17 protein-coding genes are annotated in these 22013 nt (G+C 51.0%); 3 read left to right on the forward strand and 14 right to left on the reverse strand.

Going from position 1 to position 22013, the window contains the following annotated elements; genetic code table 11:
- Positions 1 to 505: 505 nt before the first annotated feature.
- Complete coding sequence (locus tag SPK40_RS16380) at positions 506 to 1468, forward strand: LysR substrate-binding domain-containing protein (protein WP_330961197.1); 963 nt, start codon at positions 506 to 508, stop codon at positions 1466 to 1468.
- Between the two features lie 40 nt (positions 1469 to 1508).
- Here SPK40_RS16380 and SPK40_RS16385 read toward each other — a convergent pair whose 3' ends face one another.
- The 10 genes from SPK40_RS16385 to SPK40_RS16430 form a co-directional block, all read right to left on the reverse strand.
- Complete coding sequence (locus SPK40_RS16385) at positions 1509 to 2081, reverse strand: flavoprotein (RefSeq protein ID WP_330961198.1); 573 nt, start codon at positions 2079 to 2081, stop codon at positions 1509 to 1511.
- Between the two features lie 79 nt (positions 2082 to 2160).
- Positions 2161 to 2985, reverse strand: coding sequence for a metallophosphoesterase family protein (locus SPK40_RS16390; RefSeq protein WP_330961199.1), 825 nt, complete (start codon positions 2983 to 2985; stop codon positions 2161 to 2163).
- A 17-nt stretch (positions 2986 to 3002) separates the two neighbouring features.
- Positions 3003 to 3506, reverse strand: a complete 504-nt coding sequence (locus tag SPK40_RS16395; protein ID WP_248143233.1) for a group II truncated hemoglobin — start codon at positions 3504 to 3506, stop codon at positions 3003 to 3005.
- A 20-nt stretch (positions 3507 to 3526) separates the two neighbouring features.
- The gene (locus tag SPK40_RS16400) at positions 3527 to 4405 is read right to left on the reverse strand and encodes a GNAT family N-acetyltransferase (RefSeq protein ID WP_330961200.1); all 879 of its coding nucleotides are present in this window, start codon (positions 4403 to 4405) and stop codon (positions 3527 to 3529) included.
- A gap of 10 nt (positions 4406 to 4415) precedes the next feature.
- Positions 4416 to 5552 (reverse strand): acyl-CoA dehydrogenase family protein, encoded by a 1137-nt coding sequence (locus tag SPK40_RS16405; RefSeq protein ID WP_248143230.1) that lies wholly within the window; start codon positions 5550 to 5552, stop codon positions 4416 to 4418.
- A complete protein-coding gene (locus SPK40_RS16410; protein ID WP_330961201.1) occupies positions 5549 to 6325 on the reverse strand; it encodes a thioesterase II family protein in 777 nt (258 codons plus the stop codon). Before SPK40_RS16410 ends, SPK40_RS16405 begins: the two co-directional genes overlap by 4 nt.
- On the reverse strand, positions 6312 to 7958 hold the full coding sequence (locus tag SPK40_RS16415) for a GMC family oxidoreductase (protein WP_330961202.1): 1647 nt from the start codon (positions 7956 to 7958) through the stop codon (positions 6312 to 6314). The genes SPK40_RS16410 and SPK40_RS16415 overlap by 14 nt, the downstream gene beginning before the upstream one ends.
- On the reverse strand, positions 7958 to 11332 hold the full coding sequence (locus tag SPK40_RS16420; protein WP_330961203.1) for a non-ribosomal peptide synthetase: 3375 nt from the start codon (positions 11330 to 11332) through the stop codon (positions 7958 to 7960). The genes SPK40_RS16415 and SPK40_RS16420 overlap by 1 nt, the downstream gene beginning before the upstream one ends.
- Before the next feature lie 255 nt (positions 11333 to 11587).
- Positions 11588 to 13024, reverse strand: coding sequence for an MFS transporter (locus SPK40_RS16425; protein WP_330961204.1), 1437 nt, complete (start codon positions 13022 to 13024; stop codon positions 11588 to 11590).
- Positions 13025 to 13237: 213 nt separating this feature from the next.
- Positions 13238 to 13900 carry an ArsR/SmtB family transcription factor gene (locus SPK40_RS16430; protein WP_248143225.1) on the reverse strand — a complete coding sequence of 221 codons (663 nt, stop codon included), beginning with the start codon at positions 13898 to 13900 and terminating at the stop codon, positions 13238 to 13240.
- Between the two features lie 144 nt (positions 13901 to 14044).
- On the opposite strand from SPK40_RS16430, the gene SPK40_RS16435 reads away from it, so the two are divergent.
- Entirely contained in the window at positions 14045 to 14530 is a 486-nt protein-coding gene (locus tag SPK40_RS16435) for a DUF2938 domain-containing protein (RefSeq protein ID WP_330961205.1), read from the forward strand.
- Positions 14531 to 14616: 86 nt separating this feature from the next.
- Here SPK40_RS16435 and SPK40_RS16440 read toward each other — a convergent pair whose 3' ends face one another.
- On the reverse strand, positions 14617 to 16596 hold the full coding sequence (locus tag SPK40_RS16440) for an alkyl/aryl-sulfatase (protein WP_330961206.1): 1980 nt from the start codon (positions 16594 to 16596) through the stop codon (positions 14617 to 14619).
- A gap of 194 nt (positions 16597 to 16790) precedes the next feature.
- On the opposite strand from SPK40_RS16440, the gene SPK40_RS16445 reads away from it, so the two are divergent.
- Positions 16791 to 17696, forward strand: a complete 906-nt coding sequence (locus SPK40_RS16445; RefSeq protein WP_330961207.1) for a LysR family transcriptional regulator — start codon at positions 16791 to 16793, stop codon at positions 17694 to 17696.
- Between the two features lie 34 nt (positions 17697 to 17730).
- Here the strand turns inward: SPK40_RS16445 and SPK40_RS16450 are convergent, their stop codons facing one another.
- The 3 genes from SPK40_RS16450 to SPK40_RS16460 are packed head-to-tail and all read right to left on the reverse strand — an operon-like array spanning position 17731 to position 21741.
- Positions 17731 to 19368, reverse strand: a complete 1638-nt coding sequence (locus SPK40_RS16450; RefSeq protein WP_330961208.1) for a methyl-accepting chemotaxis protein — start codon at positions 19366 to 19368, stop codon at positions 17731 to 17733.
- A gap of 43 nt (positions 19369 to 19411) precedes the next feature.
- A complete protein-coding gene (locus SPK40_RS16455) occupies positions 19412 to 19666 on the reverse strand; it encodes a hypothetical protein (RefSeq protein ID WP_248143218.1) in 255 nt (84 codons plus the stop codon).
- A complete protein-coding gene (locus tag SPK40_RS16460; RefSeq protein WP_330961209.1) occupies positions 19663 to 21741 on the reverse strand; it encodes an NHL repeat-containing protein in 2079 nt (692 codons plus the stop codon). Before SPK40_RS16460 ends, SPK40_RS16455 begins: the two co-directional genes overlap by 4 nt.
- Between the last annotated feature and the right edge of the window lie 272 nt (positions 21742 to 22013).

The following is a 22013-nucleotide window of genomic DNA, read 5'->3' on the forward strand; positions in this document are numbered from 1 at the left end:
TGACCAGCTTCGGTGAATCTGCACCGGCTGGCGAGCTGTTCAAACTGTTCGGCTTTACCACTGAAAACGTGGTGAGCACGGCGAAAGAACTGCTGGCGTAATTCCGGACACCAGATCATCAACCCGGCCTTTGGCCGGGTTTTTTATACCCTCGACACCGATCTGAAAATCTTCTCCTGCTATTTCCATCTCAATGCATCATTGAAATGTGCATCATTTGCAGAAGTGCTCGAATGCTCGTTGCTCTGATCCAGACCAAGATCGGCTCTGAGGTGTTCCGGCACCTCTTGTAAGGAACGGATGCATTGACGTTTCAACTGCCAGATCCGAAGTTTAGAAAATATTTTCTTAACTGATGTAACAACTTGCTGAACAGTCGGGAATACAGGATCATACATTGTCATCATCGCTTTACTGCCTGTGTTTATCAAAGTTATGATTAATTTTTATTCAGGACTGCATCTGGCTCAAACGATAGATTCTGACACTCAGTTAAGGAAAACTTATGCTAAAGCCAACAGACCCGCATAAACGCATGCCGCCTATGCAAGGTTTGTATTATTTCTATCAGGCAGCACACTATGGCAGTTTCAAACTGGCGGCAGAAACCCTGCACGTCACTGCAGCAGCAATCAGCCAACAAATCAGACTTCTGGAAGATTGGCTCGGTACCCCCCTGTTCTATCGCCAGCACCGTAAAGTCGTTCTGACCCCTGAAGGGCAAATCCTGTTCGAACACACACAAAAAGGATTCCAGCAGATCCAGAGTGGCGTCTGGCTTATCAACAACGACCCGGACCCGCAACGTATATCACTCTCCACTTTGCCCTCGTTTTCGCAGCATTGGCTGGTTCCGCGAATGACGTCATTCAGAGCAGAACACCCGGAAATTTCGGTTCTGATTGAGTCCAAAACCGAGCTGGCCGATTTCGAGCAGTCTTCACTGGATCTGTGTATTCGCTATGGGGAAGGCTGTTACCCGAACCTGCATTGTCAATGGCTGATGGATGATCTGCTGTATCCGGTGTGCCACCCGCTCTATCAGGCACAGCACCAGATTTATTCCATCCATGATTTACAACGGGCTGATTTGATTGGCGATATCTGGCCGGATATCAACTGGGAACGCTGGCTGGCAACCGTAGGTGCCAAAGGCGGTTCAAGTTCGCTGGCATATGATGGCGTCAATTACGTTCTGGAAGGTGCGCTTTCCGTCCAGGGTGTCGCGCTGGCACGCCACAGTCTGGCACAACGCTATATTGAAGAAGGCACTCTGGTTCGCATTGGTAACATCGCGGTGAAACCCAATTTCAGTTACTACCTGTGTGCTCCGGAAGGTTATTTTAAGCGCGAGAAAGTCAAGATCTTCACTGACTGGATCCGCCAGCAAGCCGATAAATTTCAGCAATCGTTCCCAGCTGACCAGGAAATCCGGCAATTCAGTGACCAGATCATCAAGACAAAATAACGGGGGAGCGGATTGCACCGCAGCTCCCCCCGTCACTGTTTTATGAATTTGCCAGTGCCTGTTGAATGAGTTCAGCGACTGCCTCCGGAGCTGGCAGAGATGGGTGTCCCACCATACGCTGAAGCGACGCATCAAAGTTTTCGTGCCACACCGGCTCCACAACGTCGTAGCCATCTTCACGCAACTGGCTGACATTCCGTTGTACCGCTGGCTTGTTCCACATGACTGAGCCCATCACCGGTAAAAAGTAAACCGGAAAATCTGCTGCAAGAATCACAGTCGTCAAACGGTTGGTTGCCCCACCTCTGGCAGCCGTTGCCAGCGTATTTGCAGTTGCCGGCATCACCATCAGCACATCATGATCTGCAACGATGCGGGACGGTTTATCTGTCGGCCAGTCTCCCGGCCGCTCTCCGGCTACCACCCGGTCACAATACAGCGCCATACTGGAAGCCGGAATGAATGTCTCCGCTGTGGGGGTCATGAGCACAGTCAGTTCGCAGTCGATCGTGCTTTTAATCATTTGCAGGTATCTTGGCAACAGCATGATATCCACGGAGCCAGACGCGCCAATCAATACTCTTGGCTTCGATGTTTGTTGCTGCTTTTCCATCATTCAGTCCTTTTAGCCATTTTATATTTCCAATCCCGGAAATTGCTGTTCGACGCAGCGCACCCTGTAGCTGGTTTGTTCAGGTCAGCAAAGTATCGAGTGCCGTCATGACATGAAACGGCTGCCGCCCCTGTCTGTCTCTCGGATATCCCAGAGACACTTCCACGTGGGGAATACCATCAATCAGGGTCGAACCCTGTAAATGCAAATGCCCGTACACCACCAGACAAACCGGAAATCGTGTCAGCCAGTGCTCTACCCGCCGGGTACCACACCAAATCGCAAACTCCTGCGGCTGTAATGCCTGGGTCAGACGTTGCACCATGGGAAAGTGATTCACCAGGATCAGGGGATAGTCTCTGCTTAAGGCACTCAAACGCGCTTCGGTGAACTGCACACGTGCATCACACCAGCCCGATATATCCGGGAAAGGGTAAGATTTCAGAAAGTATTCATCCGCACAGACCACGCCGGCACGCCGCGCTCTTTCGAGGCTTTGTTGCGGTGTAAAATCTGCCGGATGACGAAATGAGTAGTCATACAATACAAAAAGAGGTGCAATCAAAAACGACTGGCCGCCGGCGGTGGTATAGACCGGATACTCATCTTCCGGAGTCAGTACACCGTAACGGTGACAGATTTCCACCAGCTGGCGGTATCGCAATTCACCCGGAAGCGCCATCGGCTCCCGGGCAGTACACCAGAGTTCATGGTTCCCGGGTACCCAAACCACCCGGTAAAACTGTGCTGCCAGCATGCGGATCGCCCACTCAAACTCGGACAGATCATCTGCGACATCCCCGGCCAGAATCAGCCAGTCTGACGTGTTGTCAGCACGGACAGATTCAATGATCCGTTTATTTTCAGGATGAGACACATGCAAGTCACTGGCAGCCATCAGCATCAGAGAAACTCCAGATCTTACAGGGTGCCCGGAGGCGCTTCGCCCCAGCCCCAACGCGGCACTGTATCGCGCTTCGATGGTTTTGCCCCCGGTTGCGAGTTGGCCATCGCTCTTCGGGAGCCCCATTCAATGTAAGCCATAAAGGCCGACCGGAATTCAGGATCGCCAGGCAATTCCACCTCATCGGCACTTTGCATCATCAGTGCAATCCAGCGGTCCCGCTGTTCAGACTGGATCGAACGGCCCCGATGCTTCTTGAGCATATGTTTAAAACCCCCTCTCTCATTGGTATAGAGCGGCTCACCACCGAATACTTCTTCAAACCACATGGCAACGTGCACGTGGTGATCAGGCGGCATATGCTCAAACAAAGGCTGAAGCAAAGGGTCTTGCTCAACTTTGGCATAAAAGACCTTAAGTAAATTACGAATGGCTTCACGCCCGCCCATCCACTCCAACAGTGTTGGCGGCTGAGGTTGATTCACCTGTTCTTTCTCAGTTACTTCTGTCGCTGTGTCCATTTCAATGTCCTTATTCATGTTTATCCCAGCTCCAATGATGCAATACACCACACCTGATGTTCCTGTTCCTGAGGCGGCTCACCAATGTACATCCGCTGTGTCTGAAACACCGATTCAAAACCATATTGTTCAGCCAGACGAAGGAGTGTCCGATCAGCCTTTTCAGGGACATCCATTGCAACCTGACCACCCGGAGAAACCACGGATAATGCCGCTTGCAACAGTGGCTCAACCAGATCCGGAGAGTTCGCCAGCAACGGACCAATGCGATAGCCATCCTGTGACTGACGCACACTGATAACCCCTTGGATCTCGCCACCGTGACGGATCAGGAATCCATGTCGGGTTTCTCCGGTAAACCAGCGCTTCAGCAATGCGCCCCGGTTCACTCCGGTGCAGCTGGTATCGAATGCCACGATGTCGTCTGCATCTGAGGCATGCACCGGTTCAATTTCTTCCGGACACGGGTAATCCTGATGCACCATACCAACCATGCGCTCAGTATTCCGATAACCGACAAAGCCCAGTTTGGCGTAGTTTTCAACCTGATTCAGGATTCCGTCCAGACCTGTCACCCGGTCACCACCATGACGAAGCGCACTCAGGCAGAGTCTCAGGCCATGGCCCTGTCCGCGGAACTTCGGCGGAACCAGATAATGTCCGACAAAACAAAAACTTGAGGAAAAGTTCACAACTGAAATTGCCGCCACAGGCTCATCATCAAGATAGCCAATGAAAAACCCTTGCGGATCAACCTCAAAGAACACATCCGCATCGCCGATGCCCATGTCCCAGCCTTCATTACCAGCCCATTCCAGCACGGTTTGCCATTGCGTCAGATCCGCATTCTCGATACGCCATGCACTCAATACTTCCTGATCATTTGTAACAATATCCATCTTTTCCTCTCTAAAGCCCCATGGATTTACTGATAACTTCCAGCATGATTTCACTGGTGCCACCGTAAATTTTCTGAACCCTGCTGTTGACCCATAACTTACCAATGGATGAATCGCTCAGATATGCGCTGCCGCCGTGCAGCTGCAGACATTCATCTGCGACTTTATTCTGGACTTCCGTTGCCCACCACTTCAGGCGTGCAGCATCCTCCAGTTTCAGCGCACCTGCATTAAACTGTTCAATCGCCTCATTCAGATAACTGCGGGTTACTTTGATTTGCGTATCCAGCTGCGCCAGTAAAAAGCGGTTGTACTGGAAGGAGCCGATCGGCTGACCAAACGCCTTGCGGTGTTTCACATAGGCCAGCGTTTCAGCCATCATGGCTTCCGCACTGGTAATCGCGACAGTACTGATACTGAGCCGCTCACGCGTCATGGCAGTCATAAAGTAATAACTCCCCAGGTTCTCGCGACCGAGCAAGTTGCTTTTCGGTACAACACAGTGATCAAAATATAAATCAGCCGTATCACTGGCATGCCAGCCCAGCTTTTTCAGGGCCGGTCCCCGGGTAAATCCGGGCATGTCTCTTTCGACGATAATCAGACTGATCCCCTGCCCACGCGCACCGGCATCCGTTTTCACCGCAACGACAAAAAGATCCGCATTCACGCCATTGGTGATAAACGCTTTGCCGCCATTGAGGATATAGTGGTCGCCCTCTGAAATGGCCTGCGTGGTGAGTCCCGTTGAATCAGAACCGCCACCGGGTTCTGTAATTGCAATAGCTGCTATGCGTCTGCCACTGCACAGATCCGGCAGCCAGCGCTGCTTTTGCTCCTCTGTTCCCAACAGGTTGATGTAACTGGCAATCACATCATTGTGCGAAATGACAATCGGTGCCGTCATGCCAACCGCGATCATCTCCTCCGTCAGCGCCAGCGCATACCGGTAATCAGGTTTATCCTGACCGCCGAGCTCCGGACTCACCCCCATACCCAGCAAACCATGTGCCCCCATCGTGAGCCAGAAATCCCGGTCCACCAGTCCCTGAGCTTCCCAGGCTGCTAATTTGGGTTTTGCATGATGCTCAAAACACTCCCGGCAAGACAGCCGAAAACGCGCTAGTTCCTCTGTAATCGTACTCACTGAAACACACTCCAACTGTCCATTCTGTTTTCTTGTTCAAGCCGGTCAGACTCAACAGCTTCCATGGCCTGCCGGATCACCGGCCAATGCTGGTAAACCGCGAAATGATCGCCATTCAGCCTGATCAGGGTCGTACCGCCTGTGGTATGGCGCTGCCACGCCTGAATCGTCTCTTCAGGTACATGCGGATCGTCCGAGGCGGAAACCAGTACCAGCGGCTGCGCGACCCGCATCTCTTTCAGTTGCAGAAACTGACTGCGGATCTGAAAGTCTGTCCGTATCTGACCGACAAAGCGTTTTGCCAGAACCGGCTCGTTCAGCACGGTGTCCGGCGTCCCCTGATCCGCACGCATTTTTTGCAACAGAGATTCATCAGACCATAAATGCAGATCGTCATAGGGCTGTTCGCTGGGTGGGACCGATCCGGACACAACGCTGAATGCCGGATGCATGCCGTACTTTTCAGACAGAACCCTGGTCACCACCACGCTCAGCACACCGCCAAAACTGTGGCCAAATGTTGCCCAGCCATGAATGCCCTGCTGCTGTTTCAGTCTGAAATCCCTGAATATTGTGTCGGCCAGTTGCCCGGCCAGCACTTCCAGATTGCTGACCTCCGGCTCCCGGGCCAGCACGCCTCGTCCCGGCATTTCAACCGGCTGCAGCAAGGTCGTGCCTTCCGCTTCATGTTGTTTGCAGAACGGACGATAGACAGAAGCACTCGCACCGGCATGCGGGAAAGCATAAATCACCCGTGTTTTATGCGATGTCATCGAGGCCTCCTGTTTTCAGGGCATGAGCGATGCGCTCTGCGAGCATAATCGTGGTCAGGTTGGTTGGCATTGAAGGGATCAACGGAAACAGCGAGGCATCGGCTACGGTCAGGCCCGAAACGCCATACACCCGGCCATCTTCGGCCGCAGCGCAGTTCGGATCGCCCTCGGGTCCCATCCTGACCGTACCTGAAGCGTGCCAGCCCGGATTCAGCATATTTTTCACCGCGCTGTGCATCACCCGGTCATTTCCGATCATGGCTTCAGACCAGAACTGGACCCCGTCAAGAAACGAGGCGACCTGAGGGGCATGTAGTGCTTGCCATAACTGCCGGACAGCACCCACCATCCTGGCTATGTCATCATCATTTTCCCGCAGCGGCAGGTGGATAGACGGCAGTACTTCTGGCTCGCGACTGGTAATAAAGACTTGTCCCCGGGCAGCCGGTTGCATCAGCATCGCGGAAGCACCAACCAGCATCGGATAATCGACGCGGTTTCTGAACTTCGGCACAGTGCTGCTTTCCACATTGTTAAGCAAACCGATCTGGACATCACTTTCTGCATCCACGCCGCTGGCAATCCGGGCAGCAATCTGTCGCCAGGGCAGCCCGGGATGACAGACTCCGGTTTTAGGCAACGCCCACAACACGAGTGAAGCATGATCCTGCAAGTTTCTGCCCACCGCAGGACTCGCCACACGAACCGGAATACCCAGCGCCTGCAAGTGCTCAGGATCACCGATCCCGGAACGCTGAAGCAGTGCCGGGGAGCCAATAGCCCCCGCGGCAACAACGACTTCACCTGAGTCAAAGGAAAGCGAACGCCCCTGCCGGATAACGTCAACACCGACCACGGTCTGTCCGTCAAACCGGATGCCGGACACCAGCACTTCGGTCAGCACGGTCAGATTGGCGCGGTCCATCACAGGCATCAGATATGACTGGCACACATCTACCCGACGAGACAGCTGCGTTACATTGGCTGGGACCAGACCGACCGCCGGGGCTTCACCTTCATTCAGATCTGCTGCATAAGGAATACCGAGATCCTGACAAGCCTGAGAAAACGCTGCATCCAGCGGATGCAGGCTTTCCGCCGCCGGGCGACGCAACACCATCGGCCCGGCATCGCCGTGCTGCGGACAGTCCGGAAAATCAATGTCGGTTTCTGATCGGCAATACCAGGGTAGTACTTTGTCCCAGGTCCACTGCGTGCACCCCATCTCAGCCCATGCGGCGAAATCCCGGGGAAAAGTCCGCAGTGCTACGGCACCATTCACAGCCGATGATCCGCCCATCACCTTGCCCACCCGGTAGTCGAAATACTGAGGGCGTGTCTCTTGCACCGGATTTTCAGCGGCCTGACGGATGACCTCGCTGGCTGGCGTATATTCCCCTTTCAGCCGGGCCTGGTAATGCCAGTTATAATTTTCCAGAACCAGGCGGGATGCATCATTCAGCGGACTGTCCGGCAAATGTGTATCGGATGCCGGCCCGGCTTCGAGTAATAACACCTGCTTGGAATTGTCTTCTGAGAGCCGGGCTGCCAGCACACAGCCAGCCGCCCCGCCTCCGACCACGATGTAATCAAACCAGCCCTGCGCCAGTGCGTTCTGTTCTTCTGAGCTCATCACAGGCTGACTCCGTCCGGTTGTTTCATCGACTCGATGATTTGCGCGAACTGACGGATGCTGGTGTTCATGAAGAGTCCTTCAATCAGATCCTGCTCCTGAACTGCAGTCACATGAAACGCTTCACGAAGGGTACTCAGCAATGCAACGGCAATCAGAGAATCACCTCCGACGTCAAAGAAACCGGCGTTAACGTCCACATCGTCATGCTGAAGCAGTTCACGCCACAAGCTGAGCAGACGTTGTTCAGTCTCTGACACCGGCGCAGCATCTTCTCCGGCAGCTAGCGCAGTTTCCTCAGGCCAGGGGGCCGGCAATGCTTTGCGGTCAATTTTGCCATTGCCAGTCAGAGGCATATGCGGAAGCACAATGAAGTAAGTCGGCGACATGTAAGGCGGCAACGATTGACGTACCTGATCCCGGCAACGCTGCTGAATGATGTCCTGATCGATATGTGTTGCCTGCTCATGCAGCACCAGGTACGCAACTAACTGGCGCTGCCCGGAATGCGGGTGAGCGGGCGCATCAATCACCACATGACTGATTTCATCCAGCTTGAGTAAGGCATACTCAACCTCTCCCAGCTCAACCCGGTAGCCATTGATTTTGACCTGATTATCATCCCGACCGAGAATCTCTATCAGGCCATCAGAAATATACCGGCCTAAATCACCTGTTTTATAAAGCCGCTCACCCGTTTGAGGATGCACAAAAAAGCGTTGTGCCGTTTTTTCCGGATCGGCCAGGTAACCTTGCGCCACTCCGTCACCCGCAATGTATAACTCACCAATCACCCACTTCGGACAAGACTCAAGCCACGAATTCAGGACATGAAAACGCTGGTTAGCCAGTGGTTTGCCATAAGGAATACTGACCCAATGTTTTTCTACCTGCTCAATGGGATAGCATATCGACCATATGGAACCTTCTGTTGCGCCGCCAAGGCTAATCACCTTCGCTTCTGGCAATGCACTGCGGATCCCATCCGGCAAATCAACCGGAATCCAGTCACCACTCATCAGGATCAGTCTGAGCGAACTGTTTGCCAGATGCTCGCTGGCGCGGTCGACCATCACCTTGACTGGTGCAGGCACACTATTCCAAATGGTCACCCCATGTCGGATGAGCGTCTCGCACCAGACTTTTGGATCATTGCTGGCATCGGCCTCCTGAAATACCAGACGGCCGCCTGCACCCAGCACACCAAAATAGTCGTAGACAGACAGATCAAATCCCGCCGGTGCAATAGACAGCACCGCGTCATCCGCAGTGACATGAAAACGTCTGTTGATGTCCTCAACCGTATTGGCCGCATTTCGGTGCGATATCATGACTCCCTTCGGTTCACCTGTTGAACCGGAGGTGAAAATCACGTAAGCCAAATCATCCAGTTTTTGCACCGAGCTGAGCGGTTCTGCAGATTCAGTCTGAGCCGGTAAATGATCCAGATTGACCCTCAGAAATGGCTGATATTCCTCAGGATCAGCGAAGGTCGTCGTATCCGTCACGACAGCCTTTGCCTGACAACGTTGCAGCAGGTGCAGACGACGTTCCCGGGGCAGAGCCGGATCAATCGACACATAAGCTGCCCCTGCCTGCAATATCCCCAGAAGTCCGACAATCAAATCTGGACCCTGTGGCAAGGAGGCGGCAATCAAATCGCCCGCTTCGATCCGGGTCGATGCTCTTAATTGCTGCGCTAAGCGGGTCGACTGTGAAACCAGCTGGCCGAAAGTCAGACGGGTGTTCCCCTGTTCTATTGCAATTGCATCAGGACGACTCGCCGCAGCTTCCAAAATCATGTCGTGCAGCAAGCGGGGGGTAAAATCAACTACAGTCTGATTGGCCGCCTGACGTTCTGCCGCGTCTGATTCAGGTAAATCGACAACGGAGCCGGTTTGCTGCCAGAGTGACGGTTCACTGACCATTTTTTCCAGTAAGTTGACGTAAGCAGTTAACATGTCTTCAATCAGATGATTGGGGAACAGACCGTCGACATAATTAAAGTGAATCCCCAAGCCTTCCGGTTGAAGATCGATTTGGTTTTCCAGCCAGATCTGCGGCGTTTGATTGCTGGCATAGGCCTGCTTGCTATTGGGACCACACCAGTCAGACACCCATTCTTCCAGCTCTGAAGTCAGGGTATTACTGAAAACCACAGGCATCGACACAGCACGGTTTTCCTGTTTACGGCTGGTCAGTTCACGTAAGACCTGAATTCCGTTAAAAGTGCCGTGCAAACGTCCCTGGTACAGGGTGGTTTGCAACTGCAATAAACGCTGCTCAACCGTGCTTTCCTGATGACCTGCAACTGGCAGCAATTGCGGCTGAAGAAAATTCCCCACGGTCAACTCAATGCCTTCCTCAAAAGGCCTGCGCATCAATTGCGTCAGCGTCAGTGTAAATTCCTGACGTTTCGACCACTGGCGGATCACTTCTGTATAACACCCAAGCAAAACCGACTCTGCTGTCAGGCCATGCTGATCTGCAACGGTTCGGAGTGCGCTTAAAATATGATTTGGAATCAGTCTGGACAGACGTTTAATTGAGGGTGATTCAATTTGTTGCGGAGATATTTTCTGTGGTAGTTCAGGTGCCGGGGGAAGATTTTCAATTTGCTCCAGCCAGTATTGCTGGTCCTCCCGGCCTTGCGGCTCTCCCTGGAGCACACGCTCTGCCGCAATATATTCCAGAAAATCAGGTAATCTGGACAGTGAGGTCTGGGCCTGCTGCAGATATTCACGCCACATGTCTTTCAAGACCAAGCGTACGCTGATCAAATCAAGAAACATCAGGTCAAAATGAAAATGCAGGCGCCAGTTGCTCTCTGACATTCGGGTCACCCGAACTTCAAAGGCTGGGATTTCGTCCAGAGGAAGTAACTGTTTTTCCATTTCATGACGCAGAGTCGCGAGAAAGCCAGCTTGTTCAGTTGGCTCCCAGGCAGAAATATCTTTTGTTTTAATGCTGTATAAAGTGCCAGCCGGAAAAACTTTCTGGTTACCGCCAGCGACAGTCACCGCTCTGAGCATGCTGTGCCGTGAAATCACTTGATTGACTGCGTGTTTAAAACGGCTTAAATCCAGCGCTTCAATATCCAGTTCAAGATAATAGCTACTGGATAATCCCCCGAGTTCCAATCCGGTATTTCTGCCGATCAGATACGCATACTGAATATCTGTCAGCGGTTGTTCCTCCCCTTCGGCAAGGGTGATCTTTTCAGAAAATGGGGCGTGTAAAGGCAGGTTTCCGAGGTATAGTGCGTCGAGGTGTTCATCTGATTGCCAGTCAATCAGTGACTTTTGCTCAGTGTTCTGGAATCCCAACTTTCCATGTTTTTTGACTATCTGTGTGCCAACGTGATCAAGGTTCATAGTGGGTCATGTGTCCTTCGTTCGTTTGTATAAAGTCTGCGTTTCGAAAAATTATTGGTATGTAGAAACGCAAATTAAATGCACTCGATTGCTATGCAACTCGAGCGCACGTTACAAACTAGAAGAAAAAGAACCACTCAATAAAGAAATCAATTGATTAATTTATGCTTTATTTGAATTCACTGGATCCATATCAATTCCTCATAGAAATAATGCTGTCTATCTATAGCAAAATATTGCTTACCGTCACATTTTTCAGGCCTCACCAGCGACTGCAGTCTCCATTCGCTGGAACTTGCGCCGTGTCAGAAACCATGCCAACCCGGCAGCAAACAGATAAACGCCTGCCGCAGTGCCAAAAGCCAGCCCATATCCGCTCACGACATCAGGGGCAAATCCTGCGACAGCCATCAGAGATGCCAGACCAAATGTCGGGCCTAACTCCATAGAGGTATTCATCACTCCTCCGGCCAGACCGGCTTGTTGCTGGGGAACATGCATTGTCGACAGAACAGCAGAACCAGCGAACATCATTGAGGTGCCGATTGTCAGTGTCACAATGCCAGGCAACAGTCCTGAGGTATACATCACCTGCAGATGAATTCCTGAAAGCAGCGTCAAGCCAGCGGCACCAATCAAAAGCCCGCAGATAGTGACTTTCAATGGCCCCAAGCGGCTCACAATATTACTGGCTGCTCGATTCATCAGCAGCAGCGTGAGGGTATAGGGGACAAAAGCACCAGCAGTTTCGAGCGGAGTCCAGTTTTGCTGTATCTGAAGAAACAGAGACAACAAGAAAGTAACCAGTCCCATACTGGCCGAAGCCAGAAGAATACCGATCAACCCGACAATGCGGTAAGGTTCACGAACAAAACCCGGCGGCAGAAGAGGCGCTTTGACACGTCGTTCCACCCAAAAAAACAAACTGAGCAGGCAGACACCAGAGATCAGCGGCCCGAGGACCATCGCTGAAGACCATCCAAACTCTCCGCTGGCGATCAACCCATAACTTCCAAGTGCAATACCCAGGGTTGCAAGCAGAGCACCGATGAGATCAAGCCCGGATTCCTGAGGAAGAGATTGCGCGTTATCCTTCGGCAAGAGCCACGCAACGGCTGCCAAGCCAATCAGAGCAACCAGCACAGGTGCGACAAACATCCATCGCCATGAAACCCATGTCGTCACCACGCCAGATGCAAGAAAGCCTACACCTCCCCCAAGAACGGATACGCCCCCCCAGGTTGCCATGGCACGCATGAAATCACCTGGCAGAGGAAACAAAGTCCGTAAAACAGCCACAGCTGCCGGTGCTGTCATCGCTGCACCGGCACCCTGCAGAAACCGCATGACAACCATCATGGAAAAATTCGAAGAGAAAGCTGCACCAGCAGACGCCAGGCCGAAGATACAAAGTCCGATGGTCAGAAGTTTTCTGCCGCCAAACCTGTCTGTTAATCGTCCGCCGAATAACAGCAGTCCGCTGAACGATAAACCATATGCGGTGCTGACCAACAGCAAATCAGCTGCGTTCAGCCCAAACTCCACACCAATATCCGGTAAAGGAATTCCTATCATGACAATGGTAAAAATCAGTGTTGCCTGCACCACAGCGAGCAAGGTAAAGGCAAGCTTGAACTGTGGTTTTACTTCAGCAGATGTTGTCTGCACTTTCTGTTCCCCCATTTCGGTCATGACAGGATCCTTAAGATAAAAAGCCAACTGACATTGTTATATTTTAAAATTATTATTCAATTGAATCATTGAATGTTGGATAGCATAGGTGAGTAATCTCATATCTGTCAACATGAAAATGATTCAAAAAATGGGGAGATACAAACTGGATGAAATATCTTGAGAACTTCCCCCTGCAACGACTCGGAGCTGATGGCTGAGTGAAAAATCAATTCACGCTCTGTCAACCGGATATCCCGCGGCTTTCCATTCCGGAACCCCTTCATTGAAGCGCCTGGCTGACAAACCTTTTTCTCTGAGCGCGGCGACAGCCTTGACAGACAGGGAACAGTAAGGCCCACGGCAATAAGCAACGATATCCTGCTCTTCCGGCAACTCAGACAAGCGCTTTTCCAGCTCCGGCAGCGGAATATTAACAGCGCCCGGCAGATGACCCTGAGCAAATTCCTCTTCAGGACGGACATCCAGCAAAGTCACACTGTTTTCATGCATCCTGCTTAAGAGCTCTTCACGCGATATTGCTTCCGCATCTTTCTGATCATTTAAGGTGCTCACCACCAGCTTTTTGATTTCAGAGTGATTGAACTCTGCGAATTGTCGCAATGCAATCAATAACTCCACGATGGGGGCATCCCCCAGACGATAGAAAACGTGTTTTCCTTCCCGTCGTGTTTGCACATACCCGTTCCGCTTGAGTTGTTGCAGATGCTGAGAAGCATTGGCTACCGTCAGTTCAGCAAGCTCCGCCAGCTTTTCTACCGGTTTCTCCCCCTGAGCAATATGCTCCAGCAAAATCAGCCGGTGTGCATTCCCCAGGGGCCGAGCAAGATCTGCCAACTCCGCGTAAATATGATATTGATTGTTTATCATTGACATAAAAATAGTTCTGCCTCATCATTCAATCGATTTATTGAATTATATATCTTTATCAGTGAATTGGTATGGTACGTGCCTCATTTGCTGACATTTTTATAGTTATACCAAATACATACCAGCCTGAGAGTAAAAAGGAGAAACTGTATGGAACCAGGCTTCATCATTCACGCTGTTTTACTGGGAATCGGCGCCACCCTGGTCATGGACTTGTGGGCCTTATTCCTGAAAGTCTGCTTTAACATTCCATCTCTGAATTACGCCATGGTCGGTCGCTGGATCGGACATTTACCCAAAGGACAATTCACCCATCCAAATATCGGAAAAGCTGCGCCTGTTACCGGTGAAGCCGTCATTGGCTGGACAGCCCACTATCTGATTGGGATTGCCTTTGCGTTTGTATTGCTGTGGGGATGGGGACTGGAATGGACAGCTTCGCCAACCCTGTTACCTGCACTGATTGTTGGTATCGTGACCGTGGCAGCGCCGTTTTTCATCTTACAGCCAGGCATGGGAGCCGGCGTGGCCGCGTCAAAAACACCCCAACCGAATACCGCCAGATTCCGAAGCCTGCTGGCTCATACCTCCTATGGCGTCGGACTTTATCTGACCGCATTGGTGCTTCCCCTTTAAGCAGTGTTCTGTTTATCCCCCTTGAAGCACAAAGCCCCTGACCAACGTCAGGGGCTTTACTTTATTGGAGCGCTTTTGGCGTCCCTTTAAGGTGTGACAATACCAAAGTCACTTCTGAAGGTATCAAAGATTGCCATGAAATCCGCAAATTTCTGACCATCATTCACTTTCAGCTTTCCGGCTTTTATTTGTGATTCCAGTGATGCTTTGCGTGTCAGTAAATCCACCATGTCAGATTTTTCGATAACCAATGTCATATCCGGGTTTTCCAGCTGGCGATCCTGATACGTTTTCAACACAGCGTTTGATAACAGCATTGAATACTCCCCTGACCTTGAATCCGTGTCGCCTGTTACTTTCAGGTTTATCGTGAAGGTTTTACCTGCCGCCATTTCCGGATTCACCCGCACGGTCATTGCTTCCAGCACAGAACTTACAGGCATGTTTTTCGCAATTGCTGTCGTATCCGGCGTTGGTGCAGACTTGAAACCTTCACGCAATTCCTTCGCACCAATCAGATAATAATTGCGCCAGGGTCCTGACTCAGACTGATAACCCAATTGTTCCATCGCATCTGCTTCCAGGTAACGCGCTTCTTTATGGGTTGGATCGGCAAACACCACATGATTCAACAGCGTGACTGCCCATCGATATTCACCGTTTTCGACAGCTTTCTTCGCGATTTCAATTACCTGTCCGGCACCTCCCATTGCCTCAACATACTTCGCCCCCGCATCCTCTGGCGGCAGCGGATTCAGGTTCGCCGGGTTGCCATCCCACCATGCTCCAAAGTAAAAGTCGTACGTCGCTCGTGCGTTGTGCGATACCGATCCGTAATAGCCACGGTTAAACCACGCTTTATCCAGAGATTCCGGCAATTGAATTTTTGATGAAATTTCATTGGGGGTATAACCCATATTTGCAAGCCGCAGCGTCTGATCATGGACGTATTTGTACATATCCCGGGTTTTCTCAAGCTGATCTTTAATTTTCGCCTGCCCCCAGGTCGGCCAGTGGTGTGAAGCAATCATGGTATCGGCTTTATCGCCATACAGGTGAATGGTCTCATCCACATATGCAGCCCATTTACTGGCGTCACGGGTTTGCGCCCCCCGTAATGTAGAAATATTGTGGATGGTATGCGTCATCACCTCAGATGCCAGCAAGGTTTTATACTTCGGCATATAAGCCATAAATTCTGCCGGGGCTTCAGACCCGTTCGCCATCTGGAAATCAAACTCAATACCGTCAATCCGGTGTTTTTCACCGGTCTTATGAATCAGTAAAGTGGGTTCTACATTTCCCGGTATACCTGTCGACGTTGTCTTACCCAAACCGGCATCCACCAAGCCTCTTGGTCCGCGTTCAGCCAGGTTTCCATACATGAAACTTGCACGTCGCGACATCAGATTTCCGGCCAGAACATTCTCTGAAATGGCATGTTCAAAGAAACCTTCCGGGGCAACCACTTCAACCTGCCCATGCTGATACGCGTCTTTCGTCGTCACGCCCCAGATACCACCGAAGTGGTCAATGTGAGAGTGTGTGAACACGACTGCAGTCACGGGCAGGTTCTCGACGTATTGATTCAACAGCACCAGGCCAGCCCGTGCGGTTTCCTCAGAAATTAATGGGTCGACCACAATCCAGCCTTTTTCACCCCGGATGAAAGACATGACCGATAAGTCAAATCCCCGGATCTGATAAATACCTTCCGTGACCTGAAACAACCCAGCTTTATTGTTCAGTTGGGCCATGCGGAGCAACGAGGGATTAATGGTATCCATCTGTTGCTTCGAATTCACAAACTGAAAAGCATCAAAATCCCAGACAACTTGACCATCTTTGTCCTGAATCGTTTGATAGGGCCAGGTTGCAATGTAGCCTCTGCTGGCAGAATTGAAGTCCTCACGGTCTTCAAAATTCAGGTATTGAAGCAATGCATCATTTTTTTCAATGGTAAAAGCACTGGCAGGTTTACTTTCGGGAGTAATTCCCATGGACGCGAATACAGATTGTGACACCAGCGCAATGGATAGAAATACGACAGACTTCCTGAACTTCATCAATTAAACCTCTTCTTGCAACAGCCCAAACATTCATTATTTCTATGTTTTCAGCCGCAGCATTTTTTGACCGAATATAAAATTCAAAAACAGTGAATCAACGTCAGAGATACCGCAGACAAGTTGACGCTCTTTGACAGTGTGTTTAGTCTATCGGCTTCGCATTGAACCGTCGGAAAGGTGCTGTTGAAAGAATGGAAAGTGGTGTCGATTTAAATTTACTGCGCACTTTAGTGATCGTCTGCGAATCAAAGAACCTCAAACTCGCCGCGGTGAGACTGGGCGTAACTGAAAGCGCTGTCAGTAAGCAGCTGTCACGTCTGAGTGAACAATTGAACGAAGTGTTGTTCGAGCGAACACCAAATGGTCTTGAACCCACCGCTTACACACGATTGCTGTTACCTGACATTCAATCTGCACTCAAAAGTATTCAGACTGCACTGAACAAAAAGACGTTTGACCCCAGACAATTCCAAGGCACGCTGACAATCGCTTTGCCATTAATCACGCTCGATAAATTTGGCAAACAACTCTTTCAAACCCTCAAGCAGGCTTTACCGCAAAGTAAAATTATTCTTTCTACCTGGAATTCGACAACCCTCTCATCCATCATCAATGGTGAAATAATAATGGGCGTTCACTTTTGGAATTCAGATATTCCGGGCGAAATTCATCTCAGAAATATCACAGATGATGAGTTTGTGGTTGCCATTGCGAAAAGTCATGCCGCATCGGATTTTAATGAAGTGAAAACCTGGCCATTTATTATGTTACGCAGCAGCGGCTGGAATGATCACCATTCTCCCTATTACGAAAAATTCGTCAATTTAGGCACTACCTTTAATTTTGAATACCAACTTGATAGCCCGCAACTTGCATATCAATTTATGAGCAAAGAAAAAGTGGCCATGCTGACGACGCTGAAGAATATGCCTGATGACCTGAAGCGCATTCCGACACCGGACGCATCCCGGTTGCAGGTCAAATTATCGAGTTACACCACACTGGCCAATCGCTCCAATCCGTTACACCTTTTCCTCCATAAAAAATTAGTTGAAGTGTTTTCATCCAAATCAAAAGGCCCGGCATCACATCGATAAACCGGGCGCTGCGTATTCGCTGAAACAGCTAGTGTTAAGCCAGTTTAAACCGGTGAATCATCTTCATCAGATCCGATGAAACATGGATCAGTTCATCGCTGGCCTGTGCCATCTGATTCGACTCTGATGCAACCGACAGCGACATATCTTTCAGACTGACAACATTGCTGTTGATGTCGTTCAGTGTCAGTGTCTGCTGCTCGGTTGCCGTTGCGATATGCTGATTCATGGCCTGAATGGTCTGCACTTCACCATTAATCACATTCAGCGCCTCACCGGCATCCTCAGAGATTTTGGAAGCATTTTTTGCTTTTTCCGTCCCTGTTTCCATCACTTTCACGGCATTTCCAGCACCAAGCTGTAACTGCTCGACAATCTTCTGAATTTCCAGCGTCGATTCCTGTGTCCGTTGCGACAATGTCCGCACTTCATCGGCCACCACAGCAAAGCCTCGCCCTGCTTCACCGGCCCGGGCAGCTTCAATCGCTGCGTTCAGTGCCAGCAGGTTAGTCTGTTCGGCAATGCCCCGGATCACTTCCAGCACGGTATCCACATTCCGGCTGTCTGCTGCCAGCTGTTCAACCACCTGACTGGCCTGATCAATATTCTCAGCCAGCGCGTTGGCTTCCTCGACATTCTTATCGACAATCAGTTTTCCGCTTTTGGTCCCTTTCGCAGCAGACAAACTGGCATCATTGGCTTCAACCGTGCGGCGGCTGACTTCTTCAACAGTCGCCAGCATCTCCGTCATGGCCGCTGCCAGCTGCTCCACATCATTTTGCTGCTGGTTCAGATTGCTGTCCACGGTGTGAATCGATGAGGACACCTGATTCGCAGCCGCAGCAACCTGAGAACCGGCGGTATTGATCTGCAGCATGATCCCCTGTACCGAAGCCACAAACTGATTAAAGTACCGGGATAAAACGGACAGCTCATCAGCACCTTGCTCATTCAGACGCTGGGTCAGATCGCCTTCCCCCCGGGAGAGCGCCTGCATCGCGGCAACGGTCTGCTTCAGCGGCGAAGTGATAGAACGGATAATCAATGCAATCAGCGCAGACAGTACCAGCAACATCCCGCCGGCATTCATCATTGACATCATTTCAGCCTGGCGGATATCTTCCTGCAACGCGACCATATTCATCCCGCTGCCCACCAGCCATTGCCAGGGCACAAATTGCACCGCGTAGCTCGTTTTCGGCTCCAGGACCGTTTTATCCCTGGCGGAAGGCCACTCATAGTCAACGAAACCACCGCCCTGCTTCGCTTTCTCATAGAGTTGCTGCACAAAGTACACCCCGGCACCATCTTTCAGGTTCAGCGTATTTTTACCAATGAGCGCCTGCACGCCACTGACGAGCTGCACCCCTTGGTTATCCCCCACAAACACATAGTTTCCGTGATCAAAACGCATGGCTGCAACGGCCCGAAGTGCGGCTTGCTTCGCCTCCGCTTCAGTCATTTCGCCCGAAACACTCAGGCCGTGGTAATGACTGATCACCCCCATCGCACTATCCACCAGATTCGCGACGCCATGCTCATAATTTCCTCGCATGAACTCACGCGTCTTGCTGGCATTCACCAGCGTATTGACCAGCAAACCAAGCGCAAACAGCACCAGCAGCACCCAAATTCGTGCTGCAATGCTGAAACCAGACAACCAGGTTCTCATTCTGTTTCTCCTTAGGTTTCGTGATCCATAGCTATCGTGAACCTTAGCTTTCGTGAGGTGTATTCAGTCTGCGAGCCTTGAGGCATAAATGGTGCTGCTGATGCAGATCGCGTAATTTCGCCTGACTTTGCTTCAGATCCTCCCCCTGATTCGCAACAAAATGGTTCACAGCATCTTCAAGCGAAGCCAGTAATTCGTGAGACTGAGCAACATGCTTTTCCTGCTGTTCCGGAGTTTCGCGGCCACTGGCATGTTTGATTCGCTTGTTCTGGGCTAACTGAAAGACGTTTTCCATCATCTGGTTCCTTCTTGCTCATGGTGCTCAAAACGGTACACATTGATTCGGTTTAACGCACAATCCGGCAGGTAAATATGGTTATTATTGGCATGCAGCAAATATGGCATCCAAAGTTGCCCTTTGCTGGCATCTGCGCCAAAACTGCTGAAACTGTCGACAATATTGCCATTCAGGTCAAAAACTTTGATCGCCCGGTTCACCAGATCTGAAACAAACAGATGCTGATTGTCATAGTCAATGCTGGTAGGCAGCAGAAAATGATCGCTGTCGATGCTGTAACCCGGCTGACCAAAGCTGTGAACCCACTTCATTCCATTATCAAAAATCTGAATCCGGTTATTATTCTGGTCCGTAACGTAAAGCCGGCCCTGTTCGCAGGCTGTAATATCGGTCGGCGTGTGGAACTGCCCATTGCCCTGCCCCAGTTCACCAAACACTTCAACCAACCCCGCCACACCTGATGCACTCAGACGCCAGCGAGCAATCCGGTTATTCCCGGAGTCAGCAATAAAGATATCGTTGCTGACCGGGTCGATGGCCAGACCCTGTGGTTTATTGAACTGCCACGGCTCACGGCCCATGCCCCCGAAGTTGGTATAAGGCACCAGTTCACCCAACCGGTTGTCATACTGAAAAACAGTGATGATGCCACTGAGATAATTGCTCACGACAATCATCGGTACACGCGGATCCAGTTGTCCGGGTAATGGCTGCACGGGCTTGTAAGCGGCAATGCCTAACGAGCCGGGCATTAATGGCAGGCTGACGGGCAAAGACGCATCCTGTTTGCCATTTTCACTGGCCTGCAACTGGAAGTTCCCGGCATCAACCATCCAGAGGACATCCTTAGGATCATCAAATTTGTCATTGAGCATCACCCGGAGCCAGGTTTGCTGCCAACGCTGCACCCATTCCAACTGAGTGGTGACGGCCAGATTCCACCAGGCAGGCATCGCGGTTGGCTGAACCGCCTTGATCCAGGTTTCCTGCAGGGACAACTGATGCGCAAACCAGCGTTCAAACAGCGCCACAAAAGGAGACGGCACCACAGCTTTGACCGCAGCATCCAGTGCGCCGGCAACCGCAGTGATGAAATGAAACTGACCCGGATTATCCCGTTCATCCCCCACGGAGCTCAGCACCCGGGTGGATGCCACGTTGCCGTCGCGCACACGGGACAAGTCAATCTCATGCATTTGCAACGTCGCCAGAATCGGCTCAGTGATCAGCATTCGGCGGGTGTCCGGCACAGCCGTGACCTGAATCGGCGAGAAGAAACCGTCCAAATCCCCCTGATAGTGGCCCGCCATGTCATAGACCGAAATAGCACTGTTTTTGGCCCCCGGGATCAGAATACGATTCTGGGTCACCGACACATCACGCGCCAGCTCAAGACCATCCAGATAGCATTTCCCATTCGCCGGAAACGGAATGCCCTGACCATGCCAGTCGCAACGCACCACCGTCGCGAATCCCGTATTCGCCACATACAGAGAACCCTGCTCATCCCGGCTCAGTCCCTGCGGCCAGAGAAAATGGATGGGACCATTCTCAGTTTCCACCGCATGTAATGAACGGCGGTATTCACCATCTTCTGAAAAAATCACCAGTCGGCTGGCGCCGCCCGGACCTTCATAGAATTCATCGGCCACACACAACTCACCTTGCCAGAAAGCCAGGCCATTCGGACCTTTCAAAGCCACATCTGTTTCATTGCCGAATCGTTTCACAGACGTAATGGATAACGCCTGATCATATTCAAGAATATGGATACGTGTATTGCCGATGTCACTGACATACATCCAGTTTTGTTCCGGATGAGCCAGCAACCGGAAAGGCATATTGAACTGCTGTTCACCGTCGCCGGTCGACCCGAACACAACAAGCAGATGCGCCATCTCTTTATCGAAAATCAGCAGGCGATTATGCGCGGTATCGGCCAGCCAGATATGTCCGTAATGATCGATGCAATTCCCCACCGGTGTATTCAGAGACACATTGCCTGAAGCAAGACATGGCAGTTCAGGTAAAGCCGTGCATACCGTGCCAATCGTCGAAAGAAAATGGATACCCATATGGCTTCCCTGCTCACAAAAAGATGCGTTAATTTTTAAATCACTCACTGTATGGATAGATGAGCCGGGATGTAATGGAAAACAGGACTTTCGAAATTTTGAGAGTGTTCAAAATTCATACAAGATCTCAACAAAATTGCAGAGGGTTTCTGGTATTTTGCGGAACTTATGATCAGATAAAATCGTCAATTATTTGACAGCTAAATATAAAAATGCCAACCGGTAGCGGTTTCGGCTGGCATTGGATCAGCATAGAAGCTGACGTCTGACTG

The sequence above is a fragment of the Photobacterium sp. 53610 genome (assembly GCF_036409375.1).
Lineage (GTDB): Bacteria > Pseudomonadota > Gammaproteobacteria > Enterobacterales > Vibrionaceae > Photobacterium.